This is a genomic window from Echinicola jeungdonensis, from assembly GCF_030409905.1.
In the GTDB taxonomy this organism is placed as follows: domain Bacteria; phylum Bacteroidota; class Bacteroidia; order Cytophagales; family Cyclobacteriaceae; genus Echinicola; species Echinicola jeungdonensis.
Genome location: NZ_JAUFQT010000002.1, coordinates 1,075,571 through 1,098,264 on the forward strand (window position 1 = coordinate 1,075,571; position 22,694 = coordinate 1,098,264).

Here is a 22,694-nt window from a genome sequence, read left to right on the forward strand (position 1 = left end):
AATTTGTCTGTAAATTTAATTTGATGATCTCTTTTTGTTAGAAATTCTAAAACATGGCCACTATGCATTTGAACGGAGTCTTTGGACTTTTGTCCCTGTTTCAAATTATTTTGGTCTAATTCTAACAGAAATAGCTTCAATCAATTGAATATATAGATTTTGATAAGAAATAAATTTATCCATAACACCATAATATTATGAAATCCATCAATCCCTATAATGGAGAAATTTTACAGGAGTTTAACGAACATTCTGAACAGGAGACACAACAGATAATTGAAGATTCCCATCAGGCTTTTTTACAATGGCGCGGGATTACAATAAAAGACCGCAGCAAACTGATGTCACAGGTGGCTGAAGTACTTAGAAACAATAAAGAAAAATATGCTCGCATCATTTCCCTTGAAATGGGAAAGGTGATCAAGGAGTCCCGGGCAGAAGTGGAAAAATGCGCTTGGGTCTGTGATTATTATGCAGAAAATGCAGAAGGTTTTTTAAAGGATGAGCCAATTAAGCTTCCTGAGGGTAAAAAAGCCAAAGTAATCTACAATCCACTAGGTGTTATTTTGGCAGTAATGCCCTGGAACTTTCCATTTTGGCAGGTTTTCAGATTTGCTGCCCCCAATTTACTGGCAGGAAACACCGGTTTGCTCAAACATGCCTCCAATGTTCCTAAATGTGCCATGGCCATTGAAGATATATTTATTAAGGCCGGCTTCCCCAAGGGAGTCTTCCAAACCCTTATGATTGGATCGGGTCAAGTAAAAAACATCATCGAAAACCCATTGGTCAAAGCAGTCACCCTGACCGGGAGTGAAAAAGCGGGCCAAAGCATTGCTGCTGAAGCGGGCAAGGTAATCAAGAAAACAGTTTTAGAACTGGGCGGAAGTGATCCATTTATTGTTTTGAAAGATGCCAATTTGGAAAAAGCTGCAAAGACAGCCGCCAAAGCCAGAATGATTAATTTTGGTCAAAGCTGCATTGCTGCTAAACGGTTTATTATTGAAGAGGAAGTTTATGATGAATTTATAGAGAAATTCAAATCAACCATAGAATCCTATAAGCAGGGAGAACAACTGGACGAATCGGCCGATTATGCCTGTATGGCCAGGCCCGACTTAGCAGAGGAACTTTATCACCAGGTGGATGATTCCCTGAAGTTGGGGGCTGAAGTTTTATTACATGGCATGGTTCCCGAAAAGGGAAAATCCTTCTTTAAGCCGATGATATTAACCAACCTCAGTCCGGAAATGCCCGCTTACCGGGAAGAGTTTTTTGGTCCGGTAGCATTGGTCTTTAAAGTAAAAAATGTAGAGGAGGCCATCCAGATTGCCAATGACAGCCCTTTTGGCCTGGCTGCTTCCGTTTGGACCAATGATAAAGATAAAGCAGACCAATTAAGTCGGGAAATTGAAACAGGAGCTGTATTTATCAATAAAATGGTGGCATCCAACCCCTACCTCCCTTTTGGGGGTATCAAAACTTCTGGATATGGTAGGGAATTGGGCGAAATAGGGATCAAAGAGTTTGTAAATATCAAAACCGTGTATTTAGGATAACCTGAAATTATCCATTTTGTCGCTTAATTCGACAATAGGCTTGGTAATTGAAGGATTCCTTTCTATTTTTACGAGCGAAAATTTTGGCTTACACATGAGAGAAATACAATTTAGAGAAGCATTAAGAGAGGCTATGAACGAAGAAATGAGACGCGATAAAAACGTGTTTCTCATGGGCGAGGAAGTAGCCGAGTACAATGGTGCCTACAAGGTAACCCAAGGCATGTTGGATGAATTTGGCCCGGAAAGGGTTTATGACACCCCTATTTCTGAGCTGGGTTTTGCCGGTTTGGGCGTAGGTGCAGGCATGAATGGCCTTAGGCCGATCATTGAGTTCATGACTTTTAACTTTTCACTGGTAGCCATGGACCAGATCATCAATTCAGCTGCTAAGATGTTTGCCATGTCCGGAGGGCAATACAATGTACCAGTTGTATTTAGAGGACCGACTGGGAATGCTGGCCAATTGGGTGCCACCCACTCCTCCAACTTTGAGAACTGGTTTGCCAATACTCCAGGGTTGAAAGTAGTTGTTCCCAGCAACCCTTATGATGCAAAAGGATTGTTAAAATCAGCTATCCGTGATGATGACCCTGTTATTTTCATGGAATCAGAATTGATGTACAGTGACAAAGGAGAAGTGCCTGAAGGTGAATATTTGTTGCCATTGGGCGTTGCCGATATCAAAAGAAAAGGAAAAGATGTAACCATCCTTTCTTTTGGTAAAATTATGAAAGTAGCTTTGGAAGCTGCAGATCAATTGGCCAAAGACGGCATTGATGCTGAGGTAATTGACCTTAGAACCGTAAGACCAATTGACTACCCTACCATCATGGAATCAGTTAAGAAAACCAACCGATGCGTGGTCGTTGAAGAAGCTAATCCAATTGCTTCCCTCGCTACTGATTTGGCTTTCAATATCCAGAAACAAGCATTCGATTTCTTGGATGCCCCTGTCCTGAGAGTTAACTCCATGGACATTCCATTGAGTTATGCGCCATCCTACATTGAAGCAACCCTTCCCAATGTAAAGCGAACCATCGAAGCCGTAAAAAAAGTGACATATGTAAAATAAGTCACATTGACAATATCATAAAAAAGCCTGTTTGGATGTTCCAAACAGGCTTTTTTATGTAAAATTTCCAGAAGTTTTATTGATTGAGATGGTTCAAGTCTCTGAACTGGACCTAGGAATATAAAGTCTCCTGACCTTAATTAATCATTGAAATAAAGTAATATATGCTTAGAAAATCTTTTTCGGATAATCCATAATTGGATCCCTACCTCTCCCTATTATAGTATCAATTTATACGATCCCATCGGGGTCGGGGGCTGGTTGCTTTAATTTTTTTAAATAGATTTGAATCCTTCGGGGCCATAAACCTTTTTGGTTTAACAAATTCTCGTTTTTGAAAAATTAAACAAAAGAAATTCATTATTTGTAATTTGCACCCCATCCCGAAGGGATGGAATATCTATAAAATAACAAGATAAACCATTTTCCACGCCCCCGAAGGTGGTCGTATTTTTTATGGAGATAAATCCACCTTATCGAATCAAAATAGGGTCCAAGCTTGAAAACTTGGACCCAATATATCTTTCCCATTTAAAATTCTTAATGATAAGCTTTTACTGCCCTGGCCCCATCATATTTTGGCCACCTCCTGAATCCATATCATTATTTTCAATGGATTTCTTTTTCCTTTTTGGCCCTACACTCATTTTCCCGATCCGGTAACTGAAATTGATCTTGAAATTCATATTCCGCATCATATTGGTGCTTTGCTGGGAGATGGTTGCCGAATTGATTTCATTTCTCATTTTAAATTCCGGCGTAAAGAAATTCTCAGCCCCTATACCAATGCTTCCTTTTTTTTCTTTGAACTGTTTGTTGATATTTAATCCATAGATTCCAAATCCACTATCATAGCCCTGAAGATTGACCCTCCTGCCTCGGGCAAAACCAAATCCCTGAAGCACCCAACTGTCGGTGATATTATAATTTCCAAATACCCTACCGCTTACTACGAATCCATTATTGGAAGCCTGGTACTGCAGGTCTGAAACATTATTGTCAATTTGCGTATAATAGCCATCGATGCTTCCATTGAGTGAAAATTTATCGGATATATTGATATTGGAAAAAAGACTCAAGCCATAAGCCTTTTCACTTCCAATGTTTTCATAGGTGGTATAAATCACCCCATCCTCCTGGATACTTCTGACCGGCTGGATGGCACCGGAAGAATTTCTGAAAAAGCTGGAAAAATTAAAGCTGGCTTTATCCCAATAAGTGCTGTATGACAATTCATAATTGTCCGTAAACTCCGGATCAAGCAAGGGATTTCCCTGGGTAATAATGCTAGGGTTAGACCCCTGAATATTGGGATTTAAATACCTAAGGGATGGCCTTTGGATTCTTCTGTTATAGGCAGCTTTTATCATATTGCCATTTTTTAGTTTCCGGCTCAAATTAACACTGGGCACCCAAACCCCATAAGATGGAATTTCCGCTTCCTGCTCACCGGATTCAAAATCCGCATCTATATGAGTGTATTCATACCTCATTCCTGCCTTCACCGTATAGTTATCCCAAAAACCCAAAGTATAGGACAAATATCCTGCTGTTACATTTTGATCATAGTTAAAAGCATTGGAAAAAGTAGCATCTGTATTTTCCAAATAATCTCCATCAGGGCCTTGAGCTGAAAAATAGACATAATCACTGTTTACCCTTCTCAGGATATTTTTGGCCCCATATTCCAATATCTGATTTTCTCCCTCTCCTAAGGGAGTAATATAATCCAACTGAAAAGTAAATTCCTGATTGTTGCTGGCATTTTCGTTTTTAGTCCTTGATTCAATTTCCTCAAAATCACCATCCAGCAAAGCCTGAACAAAATCATTGGTTCTGTTATTACGGCTGTACAAAGTCATAATGCTAAATTCCTTTTGAGGTTTTTCATAAGTCCTTGTATAGTTTAAGCTTACATCAATCGTATTGGAAAAGTTATCCATATTTACCCTTCTCATCAAGGCACTTACCAATTCATCCTCCTGGAAATTCTCGGTCAATAAATTATCCTGCTTATTTTTAAAATTAAACATGCCAAAATTTACCGAGGCTGCTAACCAATTGTATTTGTCGATTTCATAATCCGCCCCAAAATTATACCTGCCCATCAACATATTGGTATGAGTATCTGCACTTTGGACTACACGGGAAGTACTTCCATCCTCATTGGTGAGCAATTGGTTGTTTTCAAATCCACCTTGAATATTATAACCTGCCCGGCCAAATCCACCCAAAGAAAATCCCCATTTCCCCTTTCTGGCACTTGCATTCAAGCCCAGGTTGGAGCCTCTCATTCCCGCACTGGTATTGATACTCAAGGAAGTGCCCTGAAGATTATTCTTTTTGGTTACAATATTGATCACGCCACCGGAACCTTCTGCATCATATTTGGCCGAAGGAGAAGTGATTACCTCCACTGATTTGATCTCATCTGCGGGAATTTGTTTCAAGGCATCGGCAATGCTACTGGCTGACATGGTGGAAGGTTTGTTATCAATTAACACCCTGATATTTTGGCTTCCTCTTAGGGAGACATTGCCATCCAGATCCACTGACAGCATAGGCACTCTCCTCAAAACATCTGTGGCATCCCCTCCTACCGTAGTTTTGTCATTTTCAGCATTGTAAATGGTTCGGTCTACTTTTTCCTCGATCAATTCCCGTTGTCCCTGAACGGTAACTTCCTCCAAAGAGACGGATTCTTCCTGCAATCCGATCTTCCCCAAGTTCAACAGGGTTTGCCCCTCCTGGATCTTAACATCCTCCAAAGTTTTGGTTTCAAACCCAACAAAATTAACCTGTACCTTATAAGAACCCACCTCAAATCCGGTAATAAAAAACTCACCTTGATCATCTGCCACAGCCCCGGCAATCTGTTTTGAGCTTTTCGCATCCAAGAGCTGGATGGTTGCATAGGAAATGGAATTTCCACTTTCCTTTTCTATCACCTTTCCAGTCAATTGGAAGCCCCCTTTTTGGGAAATTGTTTTTTCCTGGGCCAATATCTGTCCACTGACAAAAGAAAAAAGCAACAATAGGATCCACTGAATTTTTAGATAAATTTTCATAATAGGTTTGTTCAATTTTAATAAGGATCAGTCAAACTTGTTCTCAAGACATGATTCAGCAACAAAGGAAGTGGGTAAATCAATTACTAAAAAATGAAATAGATCAAACGGACGGAAATATCGACTGAATGGTCATTTCCCCAGACGAAGCCCTTTAGGAATATTATTATTATAGCCCAAAGAGGAAAACCCGGGCTTCATAGGTAAAAACCTTTCATTGGTCGATTAACTTTTCCTGTTTTGCCGGGATTATTTTATGTTTAAAGAATTAAATTGACCTGTACTGAATGAAACCATCCCTTGTCCTTCATAAAAACATTACCGTTTTAATCCATATTTTAGGGTGGATACTGATGGGAACCTTGTTTTTCCTATTAACTCCATTGTCCTGGAACGTAGCCCTTCCCCATCAGTTTTGGGTTAGACAGGTTACCTTTTTCATCCTTTTGATAGGTTTATTTTATATCAATCAGCATTTATGGGTTCCCAACTTGCTGTTTAAGTCACGTGTGGGTTGGTTTTTATTATTGACAATTGGGGTCAGTGTAATCCTCATGTACTTCCTGGAATACTATGAAAACTGGTTGGGTCTTCCCAAACTGATGCACCAGGCCTTTCACCCTGAAGAGGAATATATCCCCAGAAAGAAACCTCTCCCCTTCCATATTTTTAACCTGATCGTGGCTTTTCTTACCCTTGGGATCAGCACCAGTGTGGCGGCGGTAAAAAAATGGCAGGCAGATGAGTTCCTTAGACAGCAACTGGACCAACAAAGAATTAAATCGGAGCTATCTTATCTCAAAGCCCAAATCAATCCCCATTTTTTCTTCAATACCCTCAACAATATTTATTCCCTTACCAACATTGATGTGGAAAGGGCCCAAACTGCCCTGCACAAACTTTCCAGGTTGATGCGTTATGTGCTTTATGAAACAGAAAAGGGCCAGACCCTATTGAGTAGGGAAATTGATTTTATTAAAGACTATATTGAGTTAATGAAATTGCGGATATCTGAGAAGGTAAAAATTAACTTGGATATACAGGAACAGATGGAGGAAAAATGCATTGCGCCCATGATATTGCTTCCTTTTATTGAAAACTGCTTCAAACATGGCATCAGCTCTCAGCAACAAAGTGTTATCACAGTGAAACTATCTGAAAAGGACCAGGTATTGCACCTATATACCTGCAACAATATCATTTCTTCTTATTCCAATAGCCCTGAATCGCAAGCAAAGGGTATTGGCCTTACCAATACAAAAAGGAGGCTTTCATTGCTTTATGCTCAACGGTTTCAATTGGAAATCGATGATCAAAATCCGGAAAATGAATACCGCGTCAACCTAAAAATCCACCTGGCATGAAAATCAATTGTATCGCTGTAGATGATGAACCCCTTGCCCTGGAAATGATCAGTAAGTTTATCGGCCAAACTTCATTTTTGAACTTGATGGGTAAATTTGAAAATGCAATCGATGCCCTGGCTTTTATTCATAAAGAACCGGTAGACTTGGTTTTTCTGGATATCCAAATGCCCGATCTTTCCGGGATGGAACTGGCCAGAATTATGGGCGCCAATAAAAAGGATTCCCCTTGCCGTATCATTTTCACTACTGCCTATAACCAATTTGCCATTGAAGGGTATAAAGTGGATGCCCTGGATTACCTGCTGAAGCCCTATAATTATGAGGAATTTCTTAAGGCCAGCACCAAGGCTTTGCAGTTTTTTGAAAACCAAAAAAAATCCATAAAAAAAGTAGATGAAGTACCCGAATATATTTTTCTAAAGGTGGAATATCAATTGGTAAAAGTTTTGCTAAAGGACATTCTCTATGTGGAAGCGTACAAAGATTATGTCAAAGTCCACCTGGTGGACAAACCCCATCCTCTCCTATCCCTGACAAGCCTTAAAAACATGGAGGAATTGCTCCCCTCCAATAAATTTATGCGTGTCCACCGGTCCTTTATTGTAGCCCTGGACCATATCCACTCCATTACCAAAAACAGCATTCAAATTGGGAAATCCACCATCACGGTAAGTGAAAATTATAAGGAGAATTTTTTGAAGTTTTTGAATCGTTGGATGGGGTGATTTTAATGGTAAAACCCTTCAAGGTTTTGAACCCTTGAAGGGTTACTCCAACAACGTTTGGCTAGGTCATCCCCACTTATTGTTTTATATTAATTTTAGCCCTATTTATTCCCTCCTCTCCGATAAAACCCGATTCCCTTAATCTTAAAAAATACCGCAATTTAGGTATTTCATTAATGTGCTCCATTATTTAAATTAGAATGCTAATCACCGGATCTTTTTTTGAAGAAGCTAGCGGAAAGGGCAAATTTCACCTAATAAAGGTAATTATTTTCACTATAAAATGGTTATTTTAGAGATTACGAGATTAATTCTAAGCATCTTATTCAAAAAAAGGAGAGCGCAGTTTGTATTCAAAAATTCTATTTTTGATGCTTGTAAACATCTTTTTTAATCCATGTTTTTCGGTCTTTAATGACCCATAAAGTAAAATTTTATGAAACTTAACCGAAAGGAATTTTTGAAATCGGCTGGACTGGGAGGCATATCCCTGATTTTACCAGGCTCTTCTCCTAAAGCTGAATTGGTTACCAACCTGATTGCCAAGCCCATCCAAATATATGACAATTACCTGCTTGGGGTCCAGTATTATTCTTTAAATAAATGTTTTGGGAAAATCCGGGCAGGTGACCTGGTAATCTTGGAACAATTTTCAGAACACGAACATGACCGTATTGCAGTTGGGGTAAAATGGGAAAATATGTTTCTGGGGTATTTACCTGCTTATGAAAACATTGTCCTGGCCAACCTGATGGATGCTGGTGCCAGGTTAAATGCCATGGTTAATGCTAAACTTTCTTTGCATCAATTTGGAATAGGCATCTGGACTAATCTGATCGTCCCAGAAAAGGAAGCTACAGAGAAACTTAGTAACAAGGCAGCAGATGATGTGGATGATGGATATAGGAGGTAGAAAAAGAAAGGCGAGTTGCCCCGCCTTGAATGTTTTCACAACGGAATAATCCTTATTGTGAATTGCTTTCAGAATTATGATTTCAATTTAGGAATGAATTTTAAAAAGGCAATAAAAAAGTTAAATAAAGAATAAATTAAATTATAATATGAAAAGAATATTAGGACTGGATTTGGGAACAAACTCTATTGGGTGGGCTTTGGTTGCGCAAAACTTTGAGGAAAAGCAAGGTGAAATACTTGGAATGGGAAGTAGGATTATTCCGATGAGTCAGGATATTTTAGGAGAATTTGGAAAAGGAAATTCAGTTTCCCAAACGGCTGAAAGAACAGGTTTCAGAGGAACCCGAAGACTCCGCGAGAGACATTTACTCCGTAGGGAAAGGCTACATCGTATTTTGAATATTTTGGGATTTCTCCCTAAGCATTACTCTTCACAAATAGATTTCGAGAATCGCCTTGGCAAGTTCAAGAGGGAAATGGAGCCCAAACTGGCTTTTAATAATAAAGAATTCATCTTCAAAAAATCATTTGAGGAGATGCTTGTTGATTTCAAGAAGTGTCAACCACAGTTATTAGAAGAAGGAAAACTAATCCCTTATGACTGGACAATCTATTTCCTACGAAAAAAAGCACTTTCTCAGAAAATTGAAAAAGAGGAGCTCGCTTGGGTCATCCTAAATTTTAATCAAAAGCGGGGGTACTATCAGTTTAGAGGAGAAGAGGAGGAAGAAAATCCTAATAAATTGGTCGAGTTTTATTCATTGAAAATTATCGATATAAAAGCTGAAGAAACTAATAAAAAGGGAGAGACTTGGTATTCACTGATTCTCGAAAATGGATGGGTTTATAGACGTTCAAGTAAAACAGATTTATACGATTGGAAAGATAAAGTCAGGGATTTCATTGTTACTACTGACCTGGATGAGGATGGCTCAATTAAAAGGGATAAAGAGGGAAATGAAAAAAGGAGCTTTAGAGCCCCAAAGGAAGATGATTGGACACTAATCAAAAAGAAAACCGAACAGGAAATTGACCATTCTAGTAAAACGGTAGGTGCATATATCTACGACACACTATTACAAAACCCAAGTCAAAAAGTAAAGGGCAAATTAGTCCGTACTATTGAACGTAAATTCTACAAAGAAGAATTAAAGGCTATTCTGGAAAAACAAAAGGCATTTCATCCTGAATTAACGGATGAAGGTTTGTACAACGAATGTGTGAGAGAACTATACAGAAACAATGATGCACACCAATGGGCATTAAGCAAAAAGGATTTTACACACCTTTTCCTTGAGGATATCATTTTTTACCAACGGCCTCTAAAAAGCCAAAAATTTAATATAGGAAAATGCTCGTTAGAGTACAGAAATTTCAGGATTAACGGAGAAAGGAAAACCAAATACCTGAATGCTGTCCCCAAATCCAATCCTTATTATCAAGAATTCAGGGTTTGGCAATGGATGTATAACCTTAAGATCTACAAAAAGGAGGATGAAGTTGATGTAACTGGCCAGTTTCTATCCAACATTGAAGATTGGGAAAATCTTTTTGAGTTTTTGATGAGGCAAAAAGAGGTAGACCATAAGATTATATTGAAACATTTGCTTACCTCTAAAGAACTGAAGGGAAAAGCGTTAAATGCAGAAACTGCAAAGTACCGATGGAATTACGTGTATGATTCTGTAAAGGATGAATCAAAAAATATCCCTGTAATGAAACTGGTTATGAAATCAGGAGAAGATTAAAAAAAGTCGAAAATATGTCTTTTGATTTCTTCACAAGAGAAATTGAGTACAATTTGTGGCATATTATCTACTCAGTCACAGATAAAATAGAATATGAAAAAGCCCTGAAAACCTTTGCTGAAAAACACCGATTGGATGTCAATTCCTTTGTGGAAAATTTCAAAAAGTTCCCCCCGTTTAAAAGCGAGTACGGCCCTTTTTCTCTAAAAGCCATTAAAAAATTATTACCCTTATTACGTTTAGGAAAATATTGGAGTTGGGATGCTATTGATGAAAAAACAAAAAGCAGGATTGATAAAGTCACAACTGGTGAATTTGATGAAAAGATCAAAAATAGGGTTAGGGAGAAAGCAATTAATTTAACCGAGTACCATCATTTTCAAGGCTTACAGCTTTGGTTAGCAAGCTATATTGTTTATGATAGACATTCCGAAGCTGATATTAGTAAAAAATGGAATTCGGTTGTTGATTTGGATGGTTATATCAAAGATTTCAAGCAGCACTCACTGCGTAACCCCATTGTAGAGCAAGTAGTAACCGAAACCCTCAGGGTAGTAAGGGATATTTGGCAAGAATACGGCGAAGGGAAGAAAGATTTCTTTGATGAAATCCATGTGGAATTGGGGCGGGAAATGAAAAATCCTGCAGATAAGCGCAAACAAATAACTAACCAAATTACGGATAATGAAAACACCAATCTTCGTATAAAAGCTTTACTAACTGAACTCAAGAATGATACAGGTTTTGAGAATGTTCGTCCATATTCACCAATGCAGCAGGAAATTCTTAAAATTTATGAAAATGGAGTGCTCAATTCCAATATTGAAATTCCAGAGGATATAGAAAAGATCAGCAAAAAGGCCATCCCTACTTCTTCGGAATTATTGCGCTATAAGCTTTGGCTTGAACAAAAATATCGTTCCCCGTATACAGGTGAAATCATTCCATTTACAAAGCTTTTTACTTCTGAATATGAAATCGAACACATTATTCCACAAAGCCGATACTTTGATGACAGTTTCAGCAATAAAGTAATATGTGAAGCTTCCGTGAACAAATTAAAAGACAATCAAATAGGTTTAGAATTTATAAAAAACCATCACGGAGAAATAGTAGAAAATGGTTTTGGCAAGAGCGTAAAAATATTTGAGGTCAGGACATATGAAACTTTTGTAAAAGACCATTACTCCAAATCCTTTTCAAAGCGGAACAAATTGCTCATGGAGGAAATTCCGGAGAAGATGATCGAGCGCCAAATAAATGACACTCGTTACATAAGCAAGTATATTTCAGCAGTCCTATCCAATATAGTCCGTTCAGAAACTAATGATGAAGGCATCAATTCCAAAAATCTTATTCCAGGTAACGGAAAAATCACTGCTACCCTTAAACAGGATTGGGGGTTGAATGATATTTGGAATGGGATAATCTTAACCCGCTTCGAACGGATGAATCAGCTTACCAATTCAAAAGGTTTTACAAGCTGGAACAAAAATCATCAAAAATACTTACCCACCGTGCCTCTTGAGTTGTCAAAAGGTTTCCAAAAAAAGAGAATTGACCACAGACACCATGCTTTAGATGCTTTGGTTATAGCTTGTGCAACACGTGATCACGTCAACCTTTTAAATAACCAATATGCAAAATCTAAGGAACGCTTTGATCTAAATAGGAAACTAAGAAAATATGTAAAAGTCGCTTACTCCCACCCAAAAACCAAAGATAGAATTGAAAGAGAGGTGCCAAAAGATTTCCAAAAACCCTGGGAAACTTTTACAATTGATTCCAGAAACGCTTTAGAAACCATAGTAATAAGTTTCAAGCAAAACCTTAGGGTGATAAATAAAGCTACTAATAAATATGAAAAATGGATTAAAAAAAACGGCCAAAAGTCCAAAGAAATAGTGGAACAAAAAGGACTTAACTGGGCTATTAGGAAGCCAATACATAAAGACACTGTCTCTGGACTAATTAAGCTTCGAAAAAAGAAGAAAGTTTCTCTTGGAGTTGCATTGGACAATATTTCGGATATCGTCAATAAGCCGTTGAGAAAGGAAGTTCAATCCTTAGCAAGATTGAAATATGATAAAAATCTTTTGACCAAGTATTTTAAGGACAGAAAATACAAGTGGAAAACTCAAGATATTTCTAGAGTAGAAATTTATTATTGGGAAAATGACTTAGTAGCAACACGTACAAGCTTAGATACTTCATTCAATGAAAAACGGATTAAAGGATCAATTACAGATACCGGAATCCAAAAAATTCTACTGGCCCATTTAGAAAAATATAAAAACAGGGTTGATGAAAAAGGCAAATCTATGGCACCAGAACAGTTGGCCTTCACCCCAGAAGGAGTTGATGAGATGAACAAAAATATCATTCAACTCAATGGGGGAAATTTCACAAGCCCATATTAAAGGTAAGAACTTATGAACCAAAAGGGAACAAATTTAAAGTAGGAGAAACGGGGAATAAGAGGAAGAAATATGTGGAAGCTGCCAAAGGCACCAACCTATTTTTTGCCATATATCAAAATGGTGAGGGGAAGCGAAGCTATGATACCATCCCTTTGAATATTGTGATAGAAAGGCAAAAACAGGGGCTGACTTCTGTCCCAGAGATTAACGAAAAAGAAGAAAAATTACTGTTTTATTTATCTCCAAATGATTTGGTGTATGTGCCAAATGAGGATGAAAACATTGACACCATTGACTTTAATAATCTAACCAAGGAACAAACAGAAAGGATATACAAAATGGTGAGTTCTTCAGGAAATCAATGTTTTTTCCTTAGACAAGACGTATCTACCGCCATTGTAAATAAAGTTGAATATTCAGCGCTTAATAAAATGGAAAGAAGTGTAAATGGTGTGATGATAAAAGAATTTTGTTCTAAGCTTAATACAGATAGACTTGGAAATATCAAAAGTGTCCATAACAAATCAGGAATAATAAAAATAGGAAACCACGAGTATGAAAATAAAGAAGTTTAATGGAGAGCTTAAAAACAGGAAACTAGATAATTCATTCACCAACAAATCCAAAAAGGGATTTCCAAACACTTACAAAGACACCTTAAGGCATATTCTCATTCTAGAAAATATCAAAACCTGTCAGGTCTCCCAGACCTGACAGGTTTGAATATGCACAAACCACCAATCTTATGGAACAAGGCCAATCCTACCATATTTACAAACACGCCAACCTGCCCGTCCGGCAAGCGAGTGGCTCGGAGGATATTTTCCGGGAGGAGGAAAATTATCGTTTTTTTCTCCAACAGTATAGCAAATACTTAGGGAATGTAGTGGACACCTATGCTTTTTGCTTGATGCCCAATCATTTTCATTTTTTGGTTGGGGTAAAGTCTGAGGAAGCCTTGAAGAAAACTTTTCCAAAGTTTGAAACTTTGGGAAAGTTAATCTCCAAGCAATTTTCAAACTTTTTCAGTTCTTATGCCCAAACTTTCAACAAAAAGTATAAACGAAAAGGAAGTTTGTTTATCAATAACTTCAGGAGAAAACCAATCCAAACAACATCCCAATGGCAGGAAATCTTCCTGTATTTCCATCTCAACCCAATAAAACACGAGTTTGCCACATCGGTAAACGATTGGAAATGGTCAGGCTGGCATGCTTATAAATATTTAGAAAAGAAGTCTCTATTAGAGCGTACCTATTTTATGAACTTCTTTGATGGAATATTTCATATCAATGATATGATGGAGGTAAAAAGGGAGATATTATTAAATAAGAACCTGGAAATAGAGTAAGTAATAAACTTATAAAAATGATCAAACGCACCCTCTTCTTCGGAAACCCTGCTTACCTCAGCACCAAGCATGAACAATTGGTGATAGCATTTACAGATGATAAACCTGATAAGACAGTTCCCATAGAAGACATCGGTATGGTCATATTGGAAAATCCGCAGATCACTATCACCAATGGACTATTGGCCAAATTGAATAATCAGAAAGTTGCCGTAGTAACTTGCAATGGGCAACACCTTCCAACGGCCTCCTTCTTCCCATCCATGGCCACACCGAACAAACTGAAAGGATCAAACACCAACTCAATGCTTCCCTCCCATTGAAAAAAAACCTTTGGCAGCAAACAGTATCGGCCAAAATCCAAAATCAAGCCTGCCTTTTGGAAGATAAAGGGAAAGAAAATAAACGATTACAATACCTGGCCAAAAATGTAAATTCCGGGGATACTGGCAACCATGAAGCCCAGGCCGCCGCCATATATTGGCAAAATATATTTGATATTCCAGAATTCAACCGCCACCAAACCGGTATCCCTCCCAATAACCTTTTAAATTATGGTTATGCCATTCTTAGGGCTGTTATTGCCAGAGCATTGGTTTCTTCCGGTCTTTTACCCCATGTTGGCATTTGGCATCGAAATAAATACAATGCATACTGTCTGGCCGATGATATTATGGAACCCTATCGACCTTTTGTTGACCTGATCGTGTCCCATATTGTGGACACAGAAGAAGATATCACCCAACTCACCACTTGCCTAAAAAGAGAATTATTACAAATTCCGGTCTTGGATGTAATTATTGATGGGCAAAAAAGCCCTTTAATGGTTGCAGCCAGTAGAACGACCAGTTCTTTATTTGAATGTTTTGCAGGCATTAGCCGGAAAATTATTTACCCCGAATATGGATGAAAGCTATTTTTCAAGACTTAACCAATATAGAACTTTGTGGGTTTTAGTTTTTTTTGATTTGCCAACGGAAACCAAAAAGGACCGGAGGATAGCCTCCTCCTTCCGGAAAAAACTTCTGGATGATGGCTTTGCCATGTTCCAGTTTTCCATCTATATGCGGTTTTGCCCCAGCCGGGAAAATGCTGATGTGCATATCAAAAGGGTCAAAAAAAATCTTCCACCGAAGGGAAAAGTGGGTATTATGTCGATTACAGACCGGCAATTTGGCTTGATGGAAATTTTTCACGGAACCAAAAGTGTAGATAATGAACCTCCCTCCCAACAATTGGATTTATTTTAATCATTTGAAAAATGAAATTGGCCTACTATCCTTTTTAACAACCCAAAAACAGCTTGATTTTTTATTTCTAAATATCAACTTAAACAACAGCATACCAACCACTTACATGGAGGTATGCTGTGATTACCTAGCTAAGGTATAATTCTGAAAGCAATTCACAACGGCAGATAGGGAGTTTGCTAATCGGAGGGGGCTGTGATTACCTAGCTAAGGTATAATTCTGAAAGCAATTCACAACGTACATGATGAAGCCTCCTCAAATCCCACAGCTGTGATTACCTAGCTAAGGTATAATTCTGAAAGCAATTCACAACCGCTTTTGTTGTTTTTTCGCGGCTCCTCTGGCTGTGATTACCTAGCTAAGGTATAATTCTGAAAGCAATTCACAACAGGTGCTCCAAGTGCAGGTAATTTCAGGTGCTGTGATTACCTAGCTAAGGTATAATTCTGAAAGCAATTCACAACTCCCTCAAATATCCCCCGCTCAAATGATTCGCTGTGATTACCTAGCTAAGGTATAATTCTGAAAGCAATTCACAACGCATTAACATTCTGAGCCTGATTTTGTAACGCTGTGATTACCTAGCTAAGGTATAATTCTGAAAGCAATTCACAACACAGTTTCCAAAATGTTAGGACATAAAGACGCTGTGATTACCTAGCTAAGGTATAATTCTGAAAGCAATTCACAACGATGACCTTTAAATTCATATTGCACCCCTTGCTGTGATTACCTAGCTAAGGTATAATTCTGAAAGCAATTCACAACATTTCCTGCATAGGGATAATTTAGGGGTGGGCTGTGATTACCTAGCTAAGGTATAATTCTGAAAGCAATTCACAACATTGTCTTTGTTGGCCTGTGCCACCATAGGCTGTGATTACCTAGCTAAGGTATAATTCTGAAAGCAATTCACAACGAAATGTTGGTAACTATAAAAGCGCCCTTTGCTGTGATTACCTAGCTAAGGTATAATTCTGAAAGCAATTCACAACAAATCCTCCTCTGCATGATTGAGCCTATTTGCTGTGATTACCTAGCTAAGGTATAATTCTGAAAGCAATTCACAACATAATAGGAGAGCCGGAACACTACAGGCCAGCTGTGATTACCTAGCTAAGGTATAATTCTGAAAGCAATTCACAACCCTCTTGCCTACCATGGGCACAAAAAGGAGGCTGTGATTACCTAGCTAAGGTATAATTCTGAAAGCAATTCACAACTGCATTGTTCTATTTTCATTTTCGCCTAAGGCTGTGATTACCTAGCTAAGGTATAATTCTGAAAGCAATTCACAACTGATTACCTGGAGGAAGTTGAATATTTCCAGCTGTGATTACCTAGCTAAGGTATAATTCTGAAAGCAATTCACAACGGAAATTAAAGGATTAATAAACAGAAGAAAGCTGTGATTACCTAGCTAAGGTATAATTCTGAAAGCAATTCACAACTACAGGTTTCTATCAGTTCCTATGCAAAAACGCTGTGATTACCTAGCTAAGGTATAATTCTGAAAGCAATTCACAACGTAGGAGGCTCGAAGCAGTTTTCATATACAGCTGTGATTACCTAGCTAAGGTATAATTCTGAAAGCAATTCACAACACATAATCTGGCTTTCCTTCAATATCAAAAGCTGTGATTACCTAGCTAAGGTATAATTCTGAAAGCAATTCACAACCACAATAGCGGTGGCATTCATTACACTTGTGCTGTGATTACCTAGCTAAGGTATAATTCTGAAAGCAATTCACAACGGTCAAGGTATTGAAGAGCTTCGAAGGCATGCTGTGATTACCTAGCTAAGGTATAATTCTGAAAGCAATTCACAACGTTACTGATCCGGTAAATTCAGTATCAAATGCTGTGATTACCTAGCTAAGGTATAATTCTGAAAGCAATTCACAACGGAAGAATAACTCATGACAATGTTGAAAGGCTGTGATTACCTAGCTAAGGTATAATTCTGAAAGCAATTCACAACCGTGTGGTTCAGGTGTAATTAATGCTATTAGCTGTGATTACCTAGCTAAGGTATAATTCTGAAAGCAATTCACAACAAGTTGGCTAATAATAAATTTTATGGCATAGCTGTGATTACCTAGCTAAGGTATAATTCTGAAAGCAATTCACAACAATGCTCTGTTCTATTTCCAAAATTACTCTGCTGTGATTACCTAGCTAAGGTATAATTCTGAAAGCAATTCACAACAGCATTTCCAGTTTAAACAGCAGTTTTTTTGCTGTGATTACCTTACTAGGGAGGATCTCCCTGGCATCTTCCCCTAATGATTTCACCTATAATTTTTTTCGTTATTTTAAAAAAACGCATAATGAATATTTTATTTTTAAAATTAAAATTATGTATATCCGCAATGACACCAGTAGCCAAATAAATTAAAAGTGACAGTTAGTGTCAATAGCTTTAGTTAAGTTATTACTCTGTATAAATTGGGTCAAAATAAACGGTTTTGACCATGAATATAATCAACTTCATTAATCGGTTTCCTGACGAGTCTTCCTGTATTAAGTTCATTAGAGAACAAAGGACAAAATCGGGCATCATTTGCAAACGGTGCAGCTGTAACCGTCATTATTGGCTTGAAAACAAGAAGTCCTTTCAATGTGCTTCATGTGGGTTCAGGACCAGCATCAAGAGTGGTACTGTTATGGAAAACAGCAACCTTCCAATTAGGACCTGGCTGCTGGCCATGACCTTCATAACCGCCACTAAGAAGAGCTTCAGTGCCTCAGAGCTACAAAGGCAGCTTGGGATGAAGCGGTATGAACCTGTTTTCAGGATGTACCATAAACTCAGGAAGGTCATGGGACAACGCGATGATATCTATAGGCTTGAGGATATGGTAGAATATGATGAGGCCTTTGTAGGAAAAGCCACCAAAGCCAAATCCCAAAACAAGCTCAAAAGAGGCAGGGGCAGTCAAAAACAGTCCATTGTAGCGGTAATGGCCGAATCGACAGTTTTAGAAAACCCTGAATCCGGAAAGCTTGAAAAGAGCTGTAGATATTTTAAAATGAAGAAGATAAAGAACTTAGAGGCAAAAACAGCCCAAGGTCTGGTCAAAGAATTCATTGATCAGGACTCAGTGCTTCAAACAGATAAGAGTACCACCTTCTCAGATCTGGGTGACTGTATTGAGGTTCATGTCAGAGAGGTCTCTGGAACTGATAAAGGCCATTTTAACCTCAAATGGGTTCATATAGCCATAAGTAATTTAAAGAAACAGCTGCAGACATACCATATGATAAGTGAAAGGATGATGCAAAACTATCTTGATGAGTTTAGTTATAAGCTCAACAGAAAATATTTCGGTCAAAAACTTTTTGACCGGCTCATTATTGCTTCCATTTATCCTTACTGGCATGATTGCGGATAATCATAATTAAAATTAATTTATTCTTTACTTTTTCTAAAAAGTAAAATTTAATTTTTCTAACTTTCTATTAGTTAATTGTGGTTTATTATGCTTTGGAATATTTGATTAGGCCTTATACCCATAAAGTTTAAGAAATGGATCAAAAACTCATTAAAAAAGACCATAGCCAAAAAAGTATTGGATGTAAATCTTAATCTGAAATATTAGTATTAATCCAACCATAAGTCAAAATGGAAAATATTATTGCCTTTTTGATCGGGGTGGGCATTGCATTTATGCGATACTTTGTAGTTGCAGGAGTATCCTTTTTGATTTTTTATAAGTTTTATTTTTATAAATATTTTAAAGCAAAAATTCAGAAAAGATTGGCCAATGGCAAGGATTTTAAAAGGGAGATTTTTCATTCCCTTGTTTCTAATATCATATTTGTTCTTGCAGCAATAATCATTATCCGCGGTCCTTGGGTGGAGTACACCAAAATTTACAGGGATATTACGGCTTATCCCTTATGGTGGATGCCTATTAGCTTGATTTTATCCTTATTTATCCATGACACTTACTTTTATTGGTTACATAGGATATACCATCTTCCCTTATTTTTTAAAACCATACATTGGGTTCATCATAAATCCATTTCCCCTACCCCTTGGGCTTCTTACTCTTTTCATTTTTGGGAAGCATTTACTTTGGTTTTCTTTATTCCAATTCTCGTTTTATCGGTCCCAATTCACCCATTAATGTTTTTGACTTTTAATTTTTGTACATTTACCATAAACGTTTACGGGCATTTGGGATTTGAAATCATGCCCAAGTGGTTTAGGAACTCCTGGTTATTTGAAGTAATAAATAGTTCTGTTTACCATAATCTTCATCATTCAAATTTTAAAGGGAATTATGGACTATATTTTAGAATTTGGGATAGATTGATGGGGACAGAACATTCGGATTATGTAAAAATTTACGATAGCATTCAAAAAAGAAGATTTGGTGAAAAAATAAAAATGGCCCATTAGTTTTACCCAAAAAAAAGTTAACCTTGGGCAGGTCTTTATTTTTTTAATTGAATTAAAATTATCAAAATTTAATAAATGTATTCCCTGGAGAAATATTGAGGAAAAACTTTAACTTTTTTTCAAAATGCTATATGTATTAAGATAAAACAGCCAGCTCATGCACCGTTTTTTTCCACTTCCTTTATTTTCTTTTTACAAGATGGTCAGAAAAAATGGTGGTATTGACCCTTCAAAGCTTAAAAACACCCCTCCATGGCTGTTAAAGATCATATTATTTGAACCTATCAGGTGGATCGAGCTAGCCTTATATGATCAAAAAATCAGTCAACATCAAATTGAAAAGTCTCCCCTTTTTATCCTTGGTTATTATCGCAGTGGAACTTCTTATCTACACCAGTGCTTGGTGCAGGACAACCGTTTTGGTTATCATAGTAATTATCAAATGGTACTACCTGAAATAATGTTAAGTACAGAAAAAAAATTACTACCAATTTTTGAGCTTATTTGTCGGATTTTTAAACTAAAAGATTCCGTGCACAGGGTACCCTTATCTTTTCGCTTTCCCGGTGAAGAGGATGCCACAATGACCACTTATTTAGATGAAAAAGGGGCCCAATGGGGTTACTTCTTCCCTGGGATGATGAATGAACAGTTTAGTAAATATGTGCTTTTCGAGAATATTACAAAATCCGAATTAGAAGCTTGGAAGGATTCGTTTGTTTATCTGCTCAAAAAAATTTCCATAGCGAATCATCAAAAACAACTTGTACTCAAAAGTCCACCCAATACAGCTAGAATAAAATTTTTGCTTTCCATTTTTCCCAAAGCTAAATTTATTTTCATTCATCGTAATCCCTATGAGGTATACGCTTCCAATAAGTGTTTTTGGAAAGTAGTTCAAAAAGTTTACGCTTTACAAAACAGCAATAAGGTCAATGTCAATAAAATAATTTTGGACACCTATTCTCAAATGATGTCACGGTATTTGGAGACAAAAGATTTAATTCCACCAGGGCAATTGACCGAACTCGCCTATATTGATTTCATAAAAAATCCACTGGAAACCCTTCAAAAAACATATCAAACTCTCCACCTTCCAGATTTCGATTATTGTAAAGATAAGTTAAAATCATTTATTGGACCACAGAAGGATTTTGTGCAACTAAAACATACAATAGCTAAAAATGAAAGGGAAATTGTTACTGAAAAACTGGAACCTTTTCTCCGCTATTGGAATTATCCCATATTGTAATTTTCCCCTTTTAGGTAAGTTGCCAATTCATGGATGGTTTGATATTCAAAGATATCTTCTACTTTTATTTTTAATCCATACATATTTGCATTGGCCACCATTTGGAGACTCTGCAATGATGCTCCACCAAGGTCAAAAAAATTCTCATTCACTCCCACCTGTTCAATATTTAATATGTTTTGCCAAATTTCCACCAAAATTTGCTCCTCTTCACACCTTGGCCCTATATAACCAGAAAGTAGCCTTACATCTTCTGGTACTGGAAAAGCCTTCCGGTTAATCTTTCCATTTGGAGTTAAAGGAAATGAGTTCATTGGAATAAGGAAGTTGGGAATCATATAATTAGGAAGTCTTTCACCCAAAAACTCTTTCAATTCTCCCAAATCAAGAGGTTTATCAAAGGCTTTAGGGACAAAATAAGTGACTAATCGTTTTTCGCCAGATTTTTCTTGCCTGGCAAGGGTAATGGCATCTTTTACTATTGGGTGTTGAACCATTAGAGCAGAAATTTCCCCTAACTCCATTCGATTTCCCTGAATTTTAACTTGGTCATCTTTTCTGTCCAAAATTTCAATAGAACCATCAGCCAAATACCTTGCTAGATCACCAGTTTTGTACAATTTAGCCCCTTTCTGGAGGGAGAAAGGGTCAGGTATAAATTTCTTTTCTGTCAATTGGGGCATATTTACATATCCACGGGCTATTCCTTCCCCTCCAATATGAAGCTCCCCTACTACATTTACCGGCAATTGCTGTTGGTACCGGTCTAGAATATAAAGCTGCGTATTGTCAATAGGCTGACCAATGGTAATCCGTGTATCTCCTTTTTTTATTAAACTTATAGAGGACCAAATAGTCGTTTCAGTGGGCCCATACATATTCCACAATTTCCCCACCCTTTCCAAAAGATTATTTGCCAGTTGAAGTGACAAAACATCACCACCACATAAGGCTTTTAAGTTTGGCCTACCTTTCCATTCTGTCTCGAGAAGCAATTGCCAAATTGCAGGGGTGGCCTGCATAATACTTACCTTAAATTTATCTATTGATTCACAAAGCTCCTGGGGTTGTGAGAGCAGCTCATCACTGGCAATAATAATGGTTGCTCCTACCATCAAAGGCAAAAATAGCTCCAAAGCAGCAATATCAAAAGAAAGGGAAGTAATTGCTAACAGGATATCATTCTGACAAATCCCAGGGCTTTTACTCATCGAACAAAGAAAATTTGTCAAAGAAGCATGACTAATCATTACCCCTTTTGGAGTACCTGTTGATCCGGAGGTATAGATAATATAAGCAAGTTGCTCTGGGTCAATTTTAATGTTGGGGTTTGAAAACTCCCCATTTTAAACTTTGAATTTTCTGTTAAGCGGATTATTGATAACTCAAAATTATCCAAAATTTTGGTCTCAATATTCGTCAACAAAACACCTACCTGTGCGTCCTTTAGAATAAACTCAACCCGGCGTATTGGGATGGAGGCATGTACAGGAACATATGCTGCACCAGTCTTACTAACTGCCAAAAGAGCTACCAGCATTTCTATTGACCTT

At 37.5% G+C, this 22,694-nt stretch carries 18 protein-coding genes and 1 CRISPR repeat array; of the genes, 15 read left to right on the plus strand and 3 right to left on the minus strand.

Going from position 1 to position 22,694, the window contains the following annotated elements; genetic code table 11:
- The first annotated feature begins 197 nt into the window (after window positions 1-197).
- Window positions 198-1,559 (plus strand): NAD-dependent succinate-semialdehyde dehydrogenase, encoded by a 1,362-nt coding sequence (locus QWY93_RS17895; protein ID WP_290249779.1) that lies wholly within the window; start codon window positions 198-200, stop codon window positions 1,557-1,559.
- Window positions 1,560-1,653: 94 nt separating this feature from the next.
- A complete protein-coding gene (locus tag QWY93_RS17900) occupies window positions 1,654-2,634 on the plus strand; it encodes a pyruvate dehydrogenase complex E1 component subunit beta (protein WP_290249780.1) in 981 nt (326 codons plus the stop codon).
- 554 nt (window positions 2,635-3,188) lie between these two features.
- Here QWY93_RS17900 and QWY93_RS17905 read toward each other — a convergent pair.
- Window positions 3,189-5,702, minus strand: coding sequence for a TonB-dependent receptor (locus QWY93_RS17905; RefSeq protein ID WP_290249781.1), 2,514 nt, complete (start codon window positions 5,700-5,702; stop codon window positions 3,189-3,191).
- Window positions 5,703-5,989: 287 nt separating this feature from the next.
- Between QWY93_RS17905 and QWY93_RS17910 the strand changes: the two genes are divergently transcribed.
- The 13 genes from QWY93_RS17910 to QWY93_RS17970 all read left to right on the plus strand — a co-directional run bounded on the left by QWY93_RS17910 (window position 5,990) and on the right by QWY93_RS17970 (window position 21,141).
- A complete protein-coding gene (locus tag QWY93_RS17910; protein WP_290249782.1) occupies window positions 5,990-7,066 on the plus strand; it encodes a sensor histidine kinase in 1,077 nt (358 codons plus the stop codon).
- Window positions 7,063-7,794, plus strand: coding sequence for a LytR/AlgR family response regulator transcription factor (locus tag QWY93_RS17915; RefSeq protein WP_290249783.1), 732 nt, complete (start codon window positions 7,063-7,065; stop codon window positions 7,792-7,794). The genes QWY93_RS17910 and QWY93_RS17915 overlap by 4 nt, the downstream gene beginning before the upstream one ends.
- Before the next feature lie 436 nt (window positions 7,795-8,230).
- Window positions 8,231-8,707 (plus strand): HIRAN domain-containing protein, encoded by a 477-nt coding sequence (locus QWY93_RS17920; RefSeq protein ID WP_290246163.1) that lies wholly within the window; start codon window positions 8,231-8,233, stop codon window positions 8,705-8,707.
- Between the two features lie 148 nt (window positions 8,708-8,855).
- Window positions 8,856-10,457, plus strand: coding sequence for a type II CRISPR RNA-guided endonuclease Cas9 (gene cas9 / locus QWY93_RS17925; RefSeq protein ID WP_290249784.1), 1,602 nt, complete (start codon window positions 8,856-8,858; stop codon window positions 10,455-10,457).
- 14 nt (window positions 10,458-10,471) lie between these two features.
- Window positions 10,472-12,877, plus strand: coding sequence for a type II CRISPR RNA-guided endonuclease Cas9 (cas9, locus tag QWY93_RS17930; protein ID WP_290249785.1), 2,406 nt, complete (start codon window positions 10,472-10,474; stop codon window positions 12,875-12,877).
- A 71-nt stretch (window positions 12,878-12,948) separates the two neighbouring features.
- Complete coding sequence (locus tag QWY93_RS17935) at window positions 12,949-13,452, plus strand: hypothetical protein (protein WP_290249786.1); 504 nt, start codon at window positions 12,949-12,951, stop codon at window positions 13,450-13,452.
- Between the two features lie 170 nt (window positions 13,453-13,622).
- Window positions 13,623-14,228, plus strand: coding sequence for a transposase (locus QWY93_RS17940; protein ID WP_290246173.1), 606 nt, complete (start codon window positions 13,623-13,625; stop codon window positions 14,226-14,228).
- A 17-nt stretch (window positions 14,229-14,245) separates the two neighbouring features.
- Window positions 14,246-14,551 (plus strand): CRISPR-associated endonuclease Cas1, encoded by a 306-nt coding sequence (locus QWY93_RS17945; protein WP_290249787.1) that lies wholly within the window; start codon window positions 14,246-14,248, stop codon window positions 14,549-14,551.
- Window positions 14,449-15,138 carry a type II CRISPR-associated endonuclease Cas1 gene (gene cas1 / locus QWY93_RS17950; RefSeq protein ID WP_290249788.1) on the plus strand — a complete coding sequence of 230 codons (690 nt, stop codon included), beginning with the start codon at window positions 14,449-14,451 and terminating at the stop codon, window positions 15,136-15,138. The genes QWY93_RS17945 and cas1 overlap by 103 nt, the downstream gene beginning before the upstream one ends.
- On the plus strand, window positions 15,131-15,478 hold the full coding sequence (gene cas2, locus QWY93_RS17955) for a CRISPR-associated endonuclease Cas2 (RefSeq protein ID WP_290246155.1): 348 nt from the start codon (window positions 15,131-15,133) through the stop codon (window positions 15,476-15,478). Before cas1 ends, cas2 begins: the two co-directional genes overlap by 8 nt.
- 116 nt (window positions 15,479-15,594) lie before the next feature.
- Window positions 15,595-17,690: direct repeats of the CRISPR family, unit length 46 nt; unit sequence GCTGTGATTACCTAGCTAAGGTATAATTCTGAAAGCAATTCACAAC.
- A 265-nt stretch (window positions 17,691-17,955) separates the two neighbouring features.
- The gene (locus QWY93_RS17960) at window positions 17,956-18,876 is read left to right on the plus strand and encodes an IS1595 family transposase (protein ID WP_290246175.1); all 921 of its coding nucleotides are present in this window, start codon (window positions 17,956-17,958) and stop codon (window positions 18,874-18,876) included.
- Between the two features lie 230 nt (window positions 18,877-19,106).
- Window positions 19,107-19,889: a sterol desaturase family protein gene (locus tag QWY93_RS17965; protein WP_290246176.1), complete on the plus strand. Its 783-nt coding sequence runs from the start codon at window positions 19,107-19,109 to the stop codon at window positions 19,887-19,889.
- Between the two features lie 157 nt (window positions 19,890-20,046).
- On the plus strand, window positions 20,047-21,141 hold the full coding sequence (locus tag QWY93_RS17970; protein WP_290246177.1) for a sulfotransferase family protein: 1,095 nt from the start codon (window positions 20,047-20,049) through the stop codon (window positions 21,139-21,141).
- Here QWY93_RS17970 and QWY93_RS17975 read toward each other — a convergent pair.
- Both QWY93_RS17975 and QWY93_RS17980 read right to left on the minus strand, forming a co-directional pair.
- Complete coding sequence (locus QWY93_RS17975; RefSeq protein ID WP_353959671.1) at window positions 21,126-22,463, minus strand: non-ribosomal peptide synthetase; 1,338 nt, start codon at window positions 22,461-22,463, stop codon at window positions 21,126-21,128. The two genes, QWY93_RS17970 and QWY93_RS17975, sit on opposite strands and share 16 nt — an antisense overlap.
- Window positions 22,391-22,694: AMP-binding protein (locus tag QWY93_RS17980; protein ID WP_290249789.1), on the minus strand; the 304-nt coding region annotated here is incomplete at its 5' end. The genes QWY93_RS17980 and QWY93_RS17975, both read right to left, overlap by 73 nt.

Bases quoted from the DNA above. Each gene is read 5' to 3' on its own strand.
- QWY93_RS17895 (WP_290249779.1), top strand. From the start codon at position 198: ATGAAATCCATCAATCCCTATAATGGAGAAATTTTACAGGAGTTTAAC.
- QWY93_RS17900 (WP_290249780.1), top strand. From the start codon at position 1,654: ATGAGAGAAATACAATTTAGAGAAGCATTAAGAGAGGCTATGAACGAA.
- QWY93_RS17905 (WP_290249781.1), bottom strand. From the start codon at position 5,702: ATGAAAATTTATCTAAAAATTCAGTGGATCCTATTGTTGCTTTTTTCT.
- QWY93_RS17910 (WP_290249782.1), top strand. From the start codon at position 5,990: ATGAAACCATCCCTTGTCCTTCATAAAAACATTACCGTTTTAATCCAT.
- QWY93_RS17915 (WP_290249783.1), top strand. From the start codon at position 7,063: ATGAAAATCAATTGTATCGCTGTAGATGATGAACCCCTTGCCCTGGAA.
- QWY93_RS17920 (WP_290246163.1), top strand. From the start codon at position 8,231: ATGAAACTTAACCGAAAGGAATTTTTGAAATCGGCTGGACTGGGAGGC.
- cas9 (WP_290249784.1), top strand. From the start codon at position 8,856: ATGAAAAGAATATTAGGACTGGATTTGGGAACAAACTCTATTGGGTGG.
- cas9 (WP_290249785.1), top strand. From the start codon at position 10,472: ATGTCTTTTGATTTCTTCACAAGAGAAATTGAGTACAATTTGTGGCAT.
- QWY93_RS17940 (WP_290246173.1), top strand. From the start codon at position 13,623: ATGGAACAAGGCCAATCCTACCATATTTACAAACACGCCAACCTGCCC.
- QWY93_RS17945 (WP_290249787.1), top strand. From the start codon at position 14,246: ATGATCAAACGCACCCTCTTCTTCGGAAACCCTGCTTACCTCAGCACC.
- cas2 (WP_290246155.1), top strand. From the start codon at position 15,131: ATGGATGAAAGCTATTTTTCAAGACTTAACCAATATAGAACTTTGTGG.
- QWY93_RS17960 (WP_290246175.1), top strand. From the start codon at position 17,956: ATGAATATAATCAACTTCATTAATCGGTTTCCTGACGAGTCTTCCTGT.
- QWY93_RS17965 (WP_290246176.1), top strand. From the start codon at position 19,107: ATGGAAAATATTATTGCCTTTTTGATCGGGGTGGGCATTGCATTTATG.
- QWY93_RS17970 (WP_290246177.1), top strand. From the start codon at position 20,047: ATGCACCGTTTTTTTCCACTTCCTTTATTTTCTTTTTACAAGATGGTC.